The organism is Weissella sp. MSCH1 (assembly GCF_045799135.1).
GTDB lineage: Bacteria > Bacillota > Bacilli > Lactobacillales > Lactobacillaceae > Weissella.
The window spans coordinates 34,738-50,685 of the sequence record NZ_JBJMBA010000046.1; the positions used below are offsets into that span (position 1 = coordinate 34,738).

Genomic DNA, 15,948 nt, shown 5'->3' on the forward strand with positions numbered 1-15,948 from the left:
GCCTCAGCCACCAAACATACAGAAAAACCGTCCGTTCGCTGAATGGGCGGCTTTTCTGGTCATTGAATGAAGTCTTTAATAATCCGGGTGATGCGGTCAGCCGTGTGACCATCCCCATACGGATTCAAATTATCAGCCATCTCTTGATAGGCCGCTTCGTTATGTAACAGTTCTTCGACGGTCGTCTTGACAGTGCCATAATCAGTCCCCGTCAAACGCAACGTCCCAGCGTCGACCCCTTCAGGCCGTTCAGTCGTATCACGCAAGACCAACACAGGCACATTCAATGACGGCGCTTCTTCTTGCACGCCACCCGAATCCGTCATGATAAGGTAACTACGGGCAGCCAGGTTATGGAAGTCCACCACGTCAAGCGGATCAATCAAGTGTACCCGGTCAACGTCGGCCAAAATTTCACGCGCTGTTTTTTGCACCGCTGGACTCAAGTGCACCGGATACACCACTTCAACATCGGGGTTCTCCGCCACAATATCACGAACCGCGCGGAAAACATTTGCCATCGGCACGCCTTGGTTTTCACGGCGGTGCATCGTCAACAAAATCATCTTGTGATCGGGGTCAACCTGTTGCAATACCTCGTGATGATAGTCTTGTTGCAAGGTATACTGCAATGCATCAATCGCCGTATTACCCGTTGTATAGATACGGTCGGCATCGCCGCCTTCACGTGCCAAGTTATTCGCGCTCAGTGGCGTTGGCGCAAAGTAGACATCCGCAATCCGATCCGTCAGCTGGCGGTTCATTTCTTCTGGGAATGGTGAGTACTTTTGCCACGTCCGCAACCCCGCTTCAACGTGACCAACTGGAATTTGGTGGAAGAAGGCACTCATACTTGTGGCCAACGTGGTACTCGTATCACCATGGACCAACACAATATCTGGTTGCTCCGTGGTCAAAATATCATCCATCCCCATCAGCACTTTACTCGTAATCTTCGCTAAGCTCTGGTTCGGTTCCATGATAGCCAAGTCATAGTCAGGGGTCACATCGAAAATATCTAGCACCTGCTGTAGCATTTCACGGTGTTGACCTGTCACCACCGTTACCGGGGTCACCTGTTCGTCAGCTTCTAAAGCCTTCACCACGGGGGCCATCTTGATTCCCTCTGGTCGCGTCCCAAAGACAGTCATTACTTTAATCATTTTTGAATCCTCCTACAGCAACTAATGCTGTGAGCGTTGCGTCATAGTAAGGCTGTTGCGCAACTGAGCGGTTATAAATTGTCGCGCCAGTTTTATAGAGTGTGCCATAGCGGTCAGAATCTGATTTTGCCACGTAAAAAATTGGAGCGCTAAAGACATTTGATTCATACTTATGCAACGCCTTACCCGTTACGGTATAGCCTGCTAATAGTTGCGTTTGTTGCGCAAAGAAGTGCATCAGCCGGCGGTTAATTTGCACGGCACGTTGATCAGAACTATCGGCCAACATCATCGGTACGCGTGCCGCATTATAGCTATACTGACCATCTTGCTTGGTGGCAACTTCCTTGGGGTTAGCCGCCCGAACACCTTGCTTGGTGACAACCGCAAAGTCAGGGACTAAGCCCGTTTTATGTTGCTTACTTAGCGTTGCCAACTTAGTCAACATGCTGTCAGAAACTTGTCCCCACCGTTGATCATTCGTTAACTTGGCCAACGATGCGAACACACTTGGCATCACGTCCGACGTCCGCATCACCCGGTAAGCTGCCGTATCGGCTGTTGCCCAATCACCAACGGTTAACAGTTGTTGCTGGTCATTGTACTCGTAACGCAGAATATCCGCTGCGATTGCTTTGGCCAATGTGTTATAAGTTGTTGCCTGCTTTGGCCAAACTGATGCGGCCACCTGTAAGGCATACGCGATATACAAATCTCCGTCCGTGGCACTATGGGCGTCGGTTCGCCACGCATCCTTAACCTCGCGCTGACGCCAATTCATTAAGTGTGTTTGCTGATTAGCCACAACCAACCGATTTTGTTGGTAGTAGGCCAACAAATGATCGAAGTCTGTCTGACTCGCCCACCCTTTGCGACCGGCTTGCGCTGTAATCAGCATGCCCAAACCTTGGGCTTCTGACATTGCCATCTTTTTTCCGTCAACGCCTGCATTTACATACGTCGCTTGGGCTGATTGCCGCGTCACGAACGTCTTTTGCCACGTTTGATACGTATTGGCGGCGACTGATTGTTCATTATGTAAACGGGCGTACATCAAGATTGATGCGAAAGCCACAATAATAAAGCCAACGGCCACCCAAATTTTTTTATTTAAAACCATGGTCTCCTCGCTAATCGTTAAAGCGCTTTGTTTTCACCCAAACATTACCGTTACGGTGGAACAACGCATCACCCATTACCTGCAACACCGCGTGAACAGACACGGCCATAAACAGTTGGGTATAAGTGAAATACGACAGGAACGACAGCCAGATTTGTTTCGTCGTTGCCTGACCAAACTGCGTGGCCATGGCAATGTTAATCTGGAGCATATACAGCAAAATCATTAATACCCAGTTCACCAACAACACTTGCGCTAGGAGCACATTATTCGTGCCGAATGTAAAGGGAATCGTAATGGCTGGGTTAAACAGACCGGCAATATAGAACGCAACGTTTACCACAAAGAGAATATCTGATAACAAAATCGCGGCATTGAACCAGAAGAAGGTTGCGGCGTAGTAAAACGTTTCAATTTTGACGCGCCAGTTACTCCGATCAAACAAATGTTTGATGTTATTGATTACGACCTGATAGTTACCTTTTGCCCAACGCAGGCGCTGGTAATAGTAGTCCTTAATGTGTTCGGGTTCTTGTTGGAACGCCTCTGAATTGTAGGCCAAGGCAATCAACTTGCCACTTTGCATAATTTTGAATGAGATATCGGTATCTTCGGTTAACGCACCATCACGCCACCCTCCGATTTCGGTGACGTAATCTTTGCGAATGATAAAATTCGTACCTGGAATTCGCCCAATCTTGAATAGATGCCAGATCGCAATGTGTTGCACCCGTTGCGTCACGACAATTTCCTGATTAATAAAGCGGGTTAACAAGTTTTGTTCCGCATTACGGGTCTTGTTGCGACCAAAGACTGCCACGTGGCGTTCCGGATCTTCAAGGGCTTTGCGCACCAAGAAATACAAAGCATTCCGCTCGGGCATCGCATCCGCGTCATACACGGCGATATATTCACCCGTCGCAATTTCTAATGAATCATTGAGGACACCCGCCTTACCACCTTTACCCGTTCGTTCCACAATCACAATATTGCGATCACGGTACTCCGGCAATTGCTGAACACGTCGCATTTCGTCAGCGGTATGATCCTCGGAGTTATCTGAATAAAGCAGTAACTCCACTTTGTCAGCCGGGTAATTTAAGTTCAATAAGGCTGCCATCGTCTGAGCAATGACAACATCTTCGTTGTGGGCTGGCACCACAATTGAAATCGTCGGATACCGGGGCAATGGGGTAATTGCCACCTCTTTGGTACTATTCTTCAACCAAAAATGGACGGCACCGAACAACGTGACCATCGCCATTGTGAGAGATAGCCAAATTGATAACAACGTGATGATTAATAACACTTGATGCACCATTAGTTGGTACCCCGCTGCTCCCACAACTTGCACATGGTTGCTTCAACGCGTGAATAAATCGTCCACTGCATCACAAATAACACCAAAGCTAATACTAAGAAGGCGCCACTAACAAACATGGCTAACCAGTAAAATACATTAATCATCTAACGTCCCTTTCTTCATATACTCTGTCACTAAATCTGTTTCCATATCACGACGGATATGCTTAATGGCGTCATCTAGTGTTTGATAGTCCTGCATATTCTCAGTCGTTATAAATTTGTGGCCCCACTGGAACTGCGGGCGGAAATCGCCGACTCGAATCGAGGCTAAATCAATCTTCGTCACAGCCGTCAAATAGTCATACGTTTCACGCGGTAATCTAAACGACACAATCAGCAACATGTCATCATCTAAAATGTAGAGGAATTCTGATGGCAAACGGCGCTCTTTCAGGACATTGGCGGCTTGTGCTAACACATCGTTGTATTGTTCTGGATTAAACTGCTGGTACTGTTCGCTATGCGCCCATTGAATGCCGGTTACATCAAGTGACATATCGGCTAAGCCAGGTTCGCCGTTGAAGCGAGTCACGGCCTTTTCAAAAATTTTGCGCGCATTATACGAGCGTTGCAGATTTAAGCCCGGGTGGTAATTTTTCGTAAACGCGGCAATATTGTGCTGATTTTCCGTTAACCATCCAAAGCTCCCGACGATGGCCCGTAAGCTACTCGTCAAGAAAATGGCCCCCGGAAACGCGACAATCAGAAAAAGCTTGGCGGTCACATCCATCACGAAAGTGCCTAATAGCAATACCATGACGCTAATCACTAAAAAGAGCATGGCTAACCAAGTTGTGAGGAGGCTCGGCAACAGTAACCCCGTCGCAATGCCTAAAATCACGAGTAGCACAGTTGCAATTTGGACAACACCGGAGGTTAGCCCTGCCAACCAAATGAATAAAATAAGTGCGGTGGTGAAGCCAAAAATTGCCAAGCGGCTACGTGTGATTAAATTTTTTCTCGAAGTCATTCGGGAACCTCCTTTTTCGTAAACCAAAAGTAAACGAGTTCTATCCTGCCACGTTTAGATAACTTGGTTAATAAAATGCCTTTTAAAAAAACAACGAAAAAATATAAAGTCGTCCGTTTTATCAGACTGTACATGTACCAAAAAAGCCTCATGACAACATTTGCAAGCGTTGTCATGAGGCTTTTCTCATTCAGTTAGATTCACTTGTTTTCGGCGCCACGCATTGAACTTTTCCATGCCAATGCGATTAATTTCATCCAAAAGCTGGTCAATATAAGCCCGTGACTCAATACCACGCCAAATATAAACAGCCTCATGCCCCTGGCTATCACGGGGCACATCAGTCAGCAAAATATCAGTGTCCGCCGTGCGCCGATTCGAAATTTGAATGGTCGTTCGTGTGACCGCCCCAAATTGATCAAGGAGCAACCGCTCGACATTCACATGATTACCAAAATCAAGTGCAACATGCACTTTCGGCACATCGATGAAGAACGTGCTCGTTGTCGCAATGCCGGCTACCAAGTCCGTTAACAGAACCGTCTTCAATTTTTCAGCACTCACCTGTTGCTGGACCGCAAACCGCTGCACAATTTCCGTACCTAATTCGGTCGATAACGGATAGCGGTTCGAAAACTCAGCGAAATGTTGCATATCATACGTGCCATCGCCAACCCCATACGGGTACATCAAGAAGCGCATTAACCCATCGCCAACTGTGTACGTGAGCCGTCGTGACTCTATGCCATGTAGCGGCCGATAAAAGATGCACTGATAACTCGCTTGCACACTATCATCGAAATCTTGCCACCATTGCATCACATGGTCAGTCACGTCTTGATGGGTCTGCGTCGTGGCGAAAAGTCCCAAGCTGTGTAAAATTAGGACAATAACCCGGGCTTCGTTGTCTAAAGCTTCCGCTGACAGCAAACCACTGCGCCCCATCAATTGTTTAACCGCCTGGATGACACGTTGACTTTGAGGTGACATCTCAGGCGTCGGTACTAAATATTGGTCGGTATACGCTGCGGTAACAAAATGTTGGTGTGTAAATCGAACCGTCCAAATCGCCGCCATATGCCAAATGATACAACGTTGCGATTCACGCAAATCACCAAATTCGGGTGTAATAAAGCTATCAATATAATAATTTGCAACCCGTTTCACGCGGTCAGGAATTTCTTCCGTCCGTTGCCCGTTGTAAATAGTTAATAATGTAAACCGTAGAAAACGGATATTTTCTTCCTGTCCAACCAATTGATAGGTTTTATTCAAGGTAATGCCTTGTTCAGTCAGGTGTTCAACAACGATAGCACGCTCTTTATAAACGGTTGGCGTTGATACGTTCAACTCAAATGCCAGGTCTTCCCAAGAGTCAAAATCTTCAGCGACTAGGTGCATAATAATCTGCGCCCGTGTCGATTGTGAGAGGTAATAATGTTTCAATTCATCAACTGGCAAGACATTTAGTGGCGCATCAAAGATAATGACGTTACCTTTCTCAATCACTAGGATATCTGTCTCGCCCGTCAAGACGGCAATATCTTCATTCAGCTGTTCGATGATCGAAATCACCATGTAGCGTGAAAACTGAAATTCAGCCATCAAGTCCGTTAGCCTGGTGAAGCGATTGCGCACCATATATCGAAAGACTGAGATGCGATTCTGTTCCTGCGTTGTCCAGATCCATTCCATATGTATTCCCCATTTAAACCCCAAATTTTAAGACGATTATATCACCACTAACAATAATTTTGATGTCCGGTGTCGTCGCGTTGCGACGAGGCATGGCGGGTGGGGGTGTGCCTTCGACAAAGATTATAAAGGGTAAACTCCGCCGGCGCGAGCACCGGCTAGCTCCCAACTAATTGGGCTAAGGGTTAGGGTCCGTTCGCCTTATCTAACCGGCGGTCGGCCGAACTTGTGAGTTCACCCTTTATAATCGCTACGTCACACCCCACCCACCATGCCGGCAGCCGAGATATTCTCTATTTTTAGCAAAAAACAGCAATGACTCGGGCCATTGCTGTTTTAGGACTTAATATATCGATTATGTTTTCGCTTAATGCAACCAATATAACACTGCCGCAACAGCCACGAGGACACCGGCAATCGTTAGAATTGGTCGCCGAATGTCCTTACCAACCACAATTAACGATGCAGCCACAAATAGACCGACTAGACTCACAATAGTTTGCACCATGGCAAGGACTCGCTTTTCCTTAGATTAAGCTTGTACGTGTAATTCTCGAATGCCTCGTAGGATCATACGGTACTGCTCACGCTCTAGCATACCATGATTTAGCTTATCTGACGCCTTGTCCAGTTTTTCGTCCGCTTCTGCGCCGAATGACATACCCTCTTGGCGGGCTTGTTGCACACCAGCAATCACGTTGATCGTGAACTGGTGCAATGTTTCAAGTGGCGCCAATTCAACCACGCGCGACGTAATCGTTGGCTCAAAATCATTCAACATTTCAGTGATGGCCATGAATTCATCAGGGCGAATCGCACCCGCCACCACGATATCGAGTTGTTGGAAGAACGTCACGATTTCTGGGTCATTACTGAAACCAAACACTTCAGCTTCACGGTGCATTGATTGAATCAATTGTCCCAACATCATCACGTTCGACTCACGGAACTTTGGCACAAAGCGAATGAATGACTTAATCATCTTTTCATAGTCTTCAGCCGTTGGTTCTTCACTCGTTTGTTCGCGCAAGCCTTGCAAAGCCGTTTCAATCACCGGATCCTCTGACGCAACATCATATGAATCAACAATGTTTTCGGCGACCAACTTCAACATCTCACGATTGCCTTCATAGAACTTCAACGGTGCAAACATCAAGCGCATACGAAATTCCGTCAAACGCGCTGACAATTCAGCAACCGTGTCACCCAATTCTAGGCTCGTTGCTAATGCCAAGATACGGGCGCGGTCGGCTTCGTACAAGTCATTGTCACGGACATCAATTAATGCAGCCAACTCATCCATTCGCTCCAGCACTGACACCGTTTCATCAACAATTGCTTGGCGGTTAACGACGCCACAGTCCCAACCATACTTCTTGCTGACTGTTTCCTTAGGCGCGGCCATCATATCTTTTTCAAGGGCTAATCCTGTTAATAGTGGTTCCATCATGTTCACCTCAACTTAGTCTTTATTCATCGTACTGTTATCGTACCGAATAAATATTGTCCAATTGTCTTGAAAACTTGTGGATTATGCGAAAAAAGAGACCAACATCACTGTCAGCCTCTCATCTAAAACTATTCTTGATCGTATTGCCATTCATCAGGGAAACGAAGAATACCATTCGTCCGTAACAAAGCAGATGGATAAAGTTCCTTCACCATGAAGAATTCAGGCGTAATTTCAAACGCTGGCGTAACCCCAAACTCTGATGATCGGATATAGCCGAATTGGTTCCAGTAGCCCGGCAGCCAATTGCCGCCAAGACACCGTAACCGTCGTAACGCGCAGCGATTTCGGCGTTCTGCGTCAAACGCCAACCAATCCCACGGCCCCGGTACAACGGGTCGCCGACAACTGGGCCGACAACACCAATCGATGAACCCGTGCGATTATCAGACACAGTCGCACCCGAAACCATCACGTAACCCAAGACTTCATCCCCACGCTTCGCCACGATTTCAATTGGTCGCTTACCGAATGGTTGGCCTGCACGCAACCGTCGGACCAACTTTTCTTCCTCGCCGGTACTGTAATTCGCATCATCGAACGCTTTGCGAATCACCTGATCAACCTTATCAAAGTCCTTGTCCGTCAGGAACTCAAAATGCACGTCAATCAATGGGTGCGTTGCATTCATCTGGCGCATTGGGAAACGGTCAAAAATGTAACCCAATTGCTTCATGAAACGCAACTTTTGTGCATCACCATGACGTAGTTTCTCACTACGATCCGGATCACCAATCAAATGACCAAATAAATTATATAGGTCATAAGTCGTCAACACGCGGAACTCTGGTTCAGTGTGTGTAAAGATAAATTGGCCTGGTAATTTGTGGCCAATCAACGGTTCTACTGCACTTTGAGGCATATAAGCCACTGATAACGTATTATCAAAATTGCTGTACACCAATTCAGGCACATCAAGCCGTTCAAATTTGGCCGCACTCATGATGGAATCAATTAATGGTTCATCATCCAAAAAGTCATCTTCAATAATTAATGGGGCAATCTTACTATCTAAGTCGTACCCCGACAAAATTTCGAGAGCAAAGCCACCCGACACGATTGGCACGATTTCCGCGTCATTTAACATGCGGACTAATTGTTCAAAATCTGTATAGCGCGTCACATCCATTTGGCACGCCCTCCTATCGTCAATATTCAGTACTTCAATTATACCGCAGATGCCTAGTGATATACCTGTCGTAACTCGCTAAGTAAGTCTTTGGTTTCTTGCACATAACCAAAGCGACGGTTCACGTCCCCAACAGTCCCAGCATCGTGGACGTAACCCAAGCCTTCATAAACCAAGTTTTGGTACAACTCCAGATAAGGGAGGTTACGTTCCGTCGCCAATTGCATTTCAGTCGCTTGATTATACGGAATCGAACGGAAATCTGAGGCGAAGTGGGTGCCATCGACCGTCAACATCAGGTAACGGGCATCGCGGTTCTGCCGCATCTTGCGTTTCAATGAGAACGGACTACCGACTGAACCCGGGTTCAAAATGGCGCGTCCATCTGATGCCGTGCGGTAAATCATTTGGTGTGTGTGTCCATAAATCGCCACATCCGCATCACGTCCCATGAATAAGGCATCAAAATAATATTGATCGCTCATTGGTAACAATTCATGACCAGAATTCTTCTGCGGTAAATTGTGCGATAGCGTAAAGGTTAAGTCCTCTACGTTGTGGGTATCCGCAACCGGCAACGCCATGATGAAGTCATAGTCCTCACGCGGCATGTTTTGCATCACGTAAGCTGCCAAGCGTGCCGTGTAAACACGCGTTGGCTTGTTATAGTCAACCGTCCGTTCCAATGCTGCAAATAGGAAATCATCCCAATTACCACGTAGCCAGACTGTAACATTAATCTGACGCAACAGCTCGACAATATCGTGTGCGCCTGGCCCTGGCATGAACAGGTCCCCTAAGAACCAGTATTCATCTGCCCCCGCCGCTTGCGCATCTGCAATGGCTGCCTCAAGCGCCGTCACATTACCATGCACATCCGACAAAACCGCTACTTTCTTCATCATTTGTCACCTCCCGTTAATTAAGTTTCATTGTAAATCGAAAAACACCACAATTCCCTGAAAAAGGAACTGTGGTGTTTTAAGTTTTCAAGAATTGAAGAATCTAGATTTTTTAAATCAATCTATATTTTTGTTCCAATGCGTGCGCCAAAATTTCCGAAAGACTATCACCATTCTCTTTAGCTATTTCCACTAAATACCCCGGTACTGTCACATTTTTTCTAACGGCTTTAGAATTTCTTTTTTTAAATTTGGCCATATCGAATACAATCGTTGCTAAATGTTCATTCGGACCCAAGTTTCTTTCCAATTCTTCTCTTTCAACATTTTCATTAATAGACACTTCATCTGAAGTTTGTAAATAATTTTCTACAGCTTCTTGCACACTGGCTACTGCACCATAGAATCCTTCTCCTTGTGCATAAAGCCCTTGCATTGCTGGCACTTCCGCCCAAGTACCATCTTCATCCATATGAACAATTACATCGTACACACGCTCACTATTAGTACTCATCATTATCTCCTCCCATAATTACTTAATTGTATAGTTTGCAATTTTAAAACTTTAAAAAAGGTGTTGGCGTTTCTCATGGGTTCCCAGTCATTTTCACCCATTGACTGTTTAACTATGTATCACTGTATCCTTAAATTTAATATTCTACGTACTTACCGTTTACCTCCTTTAAACGAGCATCCTTCAAAATGCGAGTCAACAATCCACGTGGCACATTACCTGAATGATTTTGCAAATTAATTTTGTTTGCGAAATCATCATTCACATACATGGTATGTGATCCTTTTCCCGTACCATTCGGATCAGGATACCAGCCATGCTTCTCTAGCAATCGCTTTAGTTCTTTATGTGTGAGAACTTTCATGCAAACAACCCTTCTCAACAGCCACAAACTCTTTGTTTGATTTACGGCTAATGTTTTTATTGCGACCTATACTAAGTCCTCTCCATTGTATCACTTAATGTGTATTTTGTGTGTATATAAATTTTAAAAACCGCAGAGAAATGCCACGATGGAAACTTTAACCCGTGAACATTGTGACTAACTTCTATAGTTCAGTTTTCTTAGTACAAAGGCCATTGTGGAGCTTCGCTACATGTTAAGTATACAAAAGCACCACGCCTTCAAATCAGAAAGCTCGGTGCTTATTATTGCTAGATTAACTTACGATCTGATTGTTGCATCTTCTTCTCGAAGCGACCCAACAAACGACTAATACCAAATGTCAAAATGAAGTAAATTGCTGCTGAAATAATCAACGGAATGAATGGCTTGAATGACGCACCTTGGACGACGGACGTCTGGAATGTCAATTCACCAACACCGATAACGGAAACCACTGAACCTTCCTTGATAACCGTCACAAATTCATTACCCAAGGCTGGCAAGATATTCTTGATCGCTTGTGGTAACACCATGTAACGCATGGTTTGCAGCTTCGTGAAGCCTAGCGAACGTGCCGCTTCTGTTTGCCCAGCGGGTACAGCTTGAATTCCTGAACGAATAATTTCGGCAACATATGCGGCGGAGTTCAAGAACATTGCAATGGCACCGGCCATGAAACTTGAAACGTTCAAGCCAATAACTTGCGTACCGAAGTACACAATGAATACTTGAATCAACAATGGCACACCACGAACAGCTTCGATGTATGCGACTGCGAACCACTTTAACGGCTTAACACTTGAAAGCTTCATCAACGCCAACAAAATACCCAAAACAATTCCGAAGAACACGCCGATCACAGCCAAGCCAACCGTGTTAATCGTTCCCTTAACAAAGTAAGGGTAGTACTTTTCAAAGAATGATTCCTTGTGGTTCATCAATGCAACCGCTTCATCACGCCATTTGTCCAATGGGGCACCAATAACATGCTTTTCCAAGATGTTATTAACCTTACTTTGCAGCACCGTCGCATTCTTAGCCATCACGACTGAAGAACCATTCGTTTCACCTGGCAAAGCGGCCTTTGCAACGGCGAATTGCGTACTGTCACCCATGTAGCTAGCAGCCGTCGTGTCCGGTACAACAACACCGTCAACCTTACCTTGTGTCAATTGCGTCACGGCATCGTTAACCTTCTTTAATGACACAACCTTCTTCGCGTCCACTTGCTTAGCAGCATCTTCTTGAATTGATGACAATTGCGCAGCCAACGTGGCCTTCTTCAAGTCGTTTAAATTCTTCAACTTGTTGGCGTCCTTCTTCAGCGTCATCACCACGTTCTTATCAACGAAGTATGGTTCTGAAAACGCTGCTTCTTGCTCACGTTCAGGCGTTGCCGTCATCCCGGCCACAACCATATCAACCTTACCTGTCTTTACGGCTCCCAACAACGCATCGAAACTCATTTCTTGAATCACCAACTTCACGCCCAAACGCTTGGCGATTTCATTGGCAACCGAAATGTCGAACCCGACAATCTTATCCTTACCATTAACGGTCGTGTGGAACTCGTATGGCGCATAATCAGCTGACGTACCAACAACCAGCTTGCCACTTTTTTCAATTTTCGATAGGACAGGATCGGTTTGCGCCGCACTCGCTGGTGCGACCATGCCAACCAACATCATCATTGTCATGACCGCGGCCATGATTTTCGTTACCCATTTTTGCATATAATAACCCTCATTTTTTACAACATCTTCGCTAAGAAGCTTTGCGCCCGTTCTGAATCTGGGTGCTCAAAGAACGCCTCTGGGTCATCATATTGGGCCATGTCACCATCGGCCATAAACCAAATCTTTGATGCCACTTCACGTGCAAAGCCCATTTCGTGCGTAACGACCAACATCGTCATGCCTTCCTGTGCTAATTCACGCATCGTCTTCAATACTTCGCCAACCATTTCTGGATCCAACGCTGAGGTTGGTTCGTCAAACAACATAATCTTTGGGTTCATCGCCAACGCACGGGCAATCGCCACACGCTGTTGTTGCCCACCAGACAAGGATGCTGGATATGCTGTCGCTTTGTCAGCTAAGCCAACCTTCGCCAAAAACTTTTCAGCCGTCTGTGTTGCTTCAGCATCAGCCACACCCTTGACCTTAACCAAAGCGATTTTGACATTCTCAATTACCGACATATTTGGGAACAGATTAAAGCTCTGGAATACCATCCCCATATCCTGGCGAATCTTATCCAATTCACTTTCTGAGGCTTGCGTAATATCTTGCCCTTCAAAAATAACTTCACCAGACGTTGGTCGGTCTAACATGTTCAACCCACGTAGCAAGGTTGACTTACCTGTTCCAGAAGGTCCGAGCAAGGCAATCACATCACCTTCTTCAACCGTTGCGTTGATACTGCGCAAGATGGTTTTATCCCCATACGCTTTGTGTAAATTCTTAATCGTCATAATCGCCATCTTGCTACTCCTTTGTTTCGTACTCGATGAATAGATATTACCAAGTCGTGTAATTTTATGCAATAACTTTCTTTGTTTTTGTATATTTATCACAGACGAAAACAGGCGCAAATGCCGGTATTACAACGATTACAGGTTTCAAAAAAGTTTGTTGTATACAGAAAAAGACCCGCTAATTGAATAGCGGGCCTTAAGCTCTCTCTTTGCACAACACTTAGCGTGCAATGTGTTCTGTAATGTTTGCTTCGTCTTCACGCCACCCCTTTGCGTGGGCACGTGAACGCAAGTCAGCTTCGATTTGCTCCAACGTTTGGTTACGCGTCTCAATCGTGAAGTGCTTGACGAACCAGATGGCTGCGATACATAGCACGGCATAACCGATGAACAATGAACCCGTACCGAAGTAGTTCAACAATGGTGGGAACGTCAATGAAACAATGGCGTTGGCACCCCAGTTAACAACGGCTCCGAATGAGTTACCCAAACCACGAATGTTCAATGGGAATGACTCACCGATCACCACCCACATAACAGGTCCCCAAGTTGCTGAGAAGAACGCAATGTAAATCGTCAACGCAATTGCGCAGATGTAGGCTGCGGCTTGTGATTGACCTGAGAAGTGCATTGAGAATGACATGATGAAGAGTGAAATACCCATTCCCCAGGCACCCCAGATTAACATCTTCTTGCGGTCAACCTTGTCCATCATCTTCATGGCAACCCATGTCACGATAACGTTAAAGACACCAATTCCAATGTGGGCAATCAAAGCGGCACTGACACCAAATCCAACATCAGTAAAGATGGTTGGGGCATAGTACAAAACCGTGTTACATCCCATGACTTGTTGGAAGATTGCCAATCCCATGGCCATGACCAAGACAGGACGAGCCATCAAACCAAACAATTCCTTGAAACCACCGTTAGCCATTGAGGCTTGCAACTTAATGTCAGCCAATTCATCCTTAGCGGCTTCTGAGTTGTCTTGCAACTTTGTCAAAACAGCCAAAGCTTCGTCTTCTTGACCCTTACGAACCAAGTAACGTGGTGACTCTGGCAATGTGATACCACCAAAGAACATCAAAATTGATGGTACAGCGGCCAATCCCAACATCCAACGCCAACCAAGGTCAAAGCCTGACAATGCGTAGTTAGAAATGTAGGCCAACAAGATACCTGTCATAATCATCAATTGGAACATGGTTCCGATTCCACCACGCTTGTCAGCGGGTGCCAATTCTGACAGATAAGTTGGGATCAACGCTGATGCACCACCGACGGCGATTCCCAAAACGATACGTGAGGCAACCAACAACTCAAAGTTATGAGCGACGGCTGATCCCAACGCACCAACGATAAAGATAAGTGATGAGACCATCAACAACTTACGACGACCGTACTTATCTGATGAAGGTCCAATAATTGCTGCTCCAATGATAGCTCCCAGCAAAACCGCTGACACTACCCATCCTTGTTGCCATGAACCCAAATGCAATTGCTTCTCGATGAAAAGAATAGCTCCTGAAATAACACCTGTGTCATAACCGAAAAGCAATCCACCCAAGGCACCAAAGAAATAAATCAGACTTGTTGAAAGTGACTTTTTCTCATTTGTCATGTTTCCGTTCTCCTGAACTAATATAAAATAAATAAGTTAATTTATCGATACAACCAACCTCTACATCAACTATAATACTCATTTTGAAAGCGCTTGCAAGCGAATTCACTTATTCTGCTATATTTAGTCGCAAATGCTCAAAAAACAGTCATCCATTTCTGGATGACCGTTTGAAATTCGTCTAGAATAGCGGATTCTTAGTGGTTACGACATAGGCTGCCCCGATTGGGTCACCAAAGCGTTGCACACCCTTAGCGTCGACTAGGAAGTCAAAACTGGCCAAGTCACGCATGGCTTGCTCAACCGCGGCCGGTGCCAAATTCTCATCAACGTCCTTCAACTTCCAGTGCGCCTTAGCCCCTGGCTTGTCCGTGTTCTTAGCTGCAAATACCAAATCTAATGTCTTCATGTTAAATTCCTCCTCGTTTTGAATTACGCAACAACCGGCACGTTCTTGGCGGCGACGACCTTGATTTCCGTTACAGCTGGTTCCACACCCAAGACCTCGACAACCTTGGCGAGTTGACGCAGTTGCGCCTCCGCCGTCCCTGGCTTGACGTAGAACGTTCGAGTGATCATCTTGTCGTTGGCGGGGTGATTTCCCGTGAAACGTACCTTAACAACTTCCATTACTTGGTTTTCTGACATTTTTGCTGTCCTCCGCATTTTGATTTTGAGTACCTGTGGCCACTTCGACTCGTTCTGAGTTATCAGCGTTATTTGCTGACACCTATACTAACGAAACGAGGGGCGCAAAATGTCGCAAAGTCGTTGGATTTGTTTTTGGCGGGTCGGTTTATTGTCCATTGCAAGTCGCCGCTTCGCGCCGAGGCATGGTGGGTGGGGCGTGACTTCGCCAAAGATTATAAGGGGCAAACTCCGCCGGCACGAGCACCGGCTAGCTCCCAACCAATTGTGCTAAGGGTTAGGGTCCGCTCGCCTTATCTAACCGGCGGTCGGCCGAACTTGTGAGTTCACCCCTTATAATCACTACGTCACACCCCACCCACCACGCCGGCAGCCGAGATGTTCTCTATTTGCTTCGTTTAACTTGAAATTGAGCACGAAAAAGGCAGACCCTCAGAGAGTCTGCCT

Annotated in this window: 17 protein-coding genes; all 17 read right to left on the minus strand. The window is 46.1% G+C overall.

Annotated elements, in window-relative coordinates:
* Positions 1-59: 59 nt before the first annotated feature.
* The gene (gene wecB / locus ACJ28U_RS10590) at positions 60-1,163 is read right to left on the minus strand and encodes a non-hydrolyzing UDP-N-acetylglucosamine 2-epimerase (protein ID WP_407619253.1); all 1,104 of its coding nucleotides are present in this window, start codon (positions 1,161-1,163) and stop codon (positions 60-62) included.
* Positions 1,156-2,283, minus strand: coding sequence for a glycosyl hydrolase family 8 (locus ACJ28U_RS10595; RefSeq protein WP_407619254.1), 1,128 nt, complete (start codon positions 2,281-2,283; stop codon positions 1,156-1,158). The genes wecB and ACJ28U_RS10595 overlap by 8 nt, the downstream gene beginning before the upstream one ends.
* A 10-nt stretch (positions 2,284-2,293) precedes the next feature.
* The gene (locus ACJ28U_RS10600) at positions 2,294-3,604 is read right to left on the minus strand and encodes a glycosyltransferase (protein WP_407619255.1); all 1,311 of its coding nucleotides are present in this window, start codon (positions 3,602-3,604) and stop codon (positions 2,294-2,296) included.
* Positions 3,604-3,750 (minus strand): hypothetical protein, encoded by a 147-nt coding sequence (locus tag ACJ28U_RS10605; protein ID WP_010374951.1) that lies wholly within the window; start codon positions 3,748-3,750, stop codon positions 3,604-3,606. Before ACJ28U_RS10605 ends, ACJ28U_RS10600 begins: the two co-directional genes overlap by 1 nt.
* Positions 3,743-4,618: a hypothetical protein gene (locus tag ACJ28U_RS10610; RefSeq protein WP_407619256.1), complete on the minus strand. Its 876-nt coding sequence runs from the start codon at positions 4,616-4,618 to the stop codon at positions 3,743-3,745. The genes ACJ28U_RS10605 and ACJ28U_RS10610 overlap by 8 nt, the downstream gene beginning before the upstream one ends.
* Before the next feature lie 186 nt (positions 4,619-4,804).
* Positions 4,805-6,313, minus strand: a complete 1,509-nt coding sequence (locus ACJ28U_RS10615; protein WP_407619257.1) for a helix-turn-helix domain-containing protein — start codon at positions 6,311-6,313, stop codon at positions 4,805-4,807.
* 367 nt (positions 6,314-6,680) lie between these two features.
* Positions 6,681-6,821, minus strand: a complete 141-nt coding sequence (locus ACJ28U_RS10620; RefSeq protein WP_010374955.1) for a hypothetical protein — start codon at positions 6,819-6,821, stop codon at positions 6,681-6,683.
* 24 nt (positions 6,822-6,845) lie between these two features.
* On the minus strand, positions 6,846-7,763 hold the full coding sequence (locus ACJ28U_RS10625; protein WP_407619258.1) for a hypothetical protein: 918 nt from the start codon (positions 7,761-7,763) through the stop codon (positions 6,846-6,848).
* 208 nt (positions 7,764-7,971) lie between these two features.
* The gene (locus ACJ28U_RS10630) at positions 7,972-8,952 is read right to left on the minus strand and encodes a GNAT family N-acetyltransferase (protein WP_407619259.1); all 981 of its coding nucleotides are present in this window, start codon (positions 8,950-8,952) and stop codon (positions 7,972-7,974) included.
* Positions 8,953-9,005: 53 nt separating this feature from the next.
* Complete coding sequence (locus ACJ28U_RS10635; RefSeq protein WP_407619260.1) at positions 9,006-9,857, minus strand: metallophosphoesterase family protein; 852 nt, start codon at positions 9,855-9,857, stop codon at positions 9,006-9,008.
* A 109-nt stretch (positions 9,858-9,966) separates the two neighbouring features.
* Positions 9,967-10,371, minus strand: a complete 405-nt coding sequence (locus tag ACJ28U_RS10640; protein ID WP_099088934.1) for a type II toxin-antitoxin system HicB family antitoxin — start codon at positions 10,369-10,371, stop codon at positions 9,967-9,969.
* A gap of 133 nt (positions 10,372-10,504) precedes the next feature.
* A complete protein-coding gene (locus ACJ28U_RS10645; protein ID WP_118122907.1) occupies positions 10,505-10,732 on the minus strand; it encodes a type II toxin-antitoxin system HicA family toxin in 228 nt (75 codons plus the stop codon).
* A gap of 290 nt (positions 10,733-11,022) precedes the next feature.
* The gene (locus ACJ28U_RS10650) at positions 11,023-12,486 is read right to left on the minus strand and encodes an ABC transporter substrate-binding protein/permease (protein WP_407619261.1); all 1,464 of its coding nucleotides are present in this window, start codon (positions 12,484-12,486) and stop codon (positions 11,023-11,025) included.
* A 17-nt stretch (positions 12,487-12,503) separates the two neighbouring features.
* Positions 12,504-13,235 (minus strand): amino acid ABC transporter ATP-binding protein, encoded by a 732-nt coding sequence (locus ACJ28U_RS10655; protein WP_043707795.1) that lies wholly within the window; start codon positions 13,233-13,235, stop codon positions 12,504-12,506.
* Between the two features lie 214 nt (positions 13,236-13,449).
* Positions 13,450-14,853, minus strand: coding sequence for a sugar porter family MFS transporter (locus ACJ28U_RS10660; protein ID WP_407619262.1), 1,404 nt, complete (start codon positions 14,851-14,853; stop codon positions 13,450-13,452).
* Positions 14,854-15,034: 181 nt separating this feature from the next.
* A complete protein-coding gene (locus tag ACJ28U_RS10665; protein ID WP_063083922.1) occupies positions 15,035-15,262 on the minus strand; it encodes a DUF2922 family protein in 228 nt (75 codons plus the stop codon).
* Between the two features lie 23 nt (positions 15,263-15,285).
* Positions 15,286-15,501, minus strand: a complete 216-nt coding sequence (locus ACJ28U_RS10670; RefSeq protein ID WP_043940926.1) for a hypothetical protein — start codon at positions 15,499-15,501, stop codon at positions 15,286-15,288.
* Positions 15,502-15,948 lie beyond the last annotated feature (447 nt).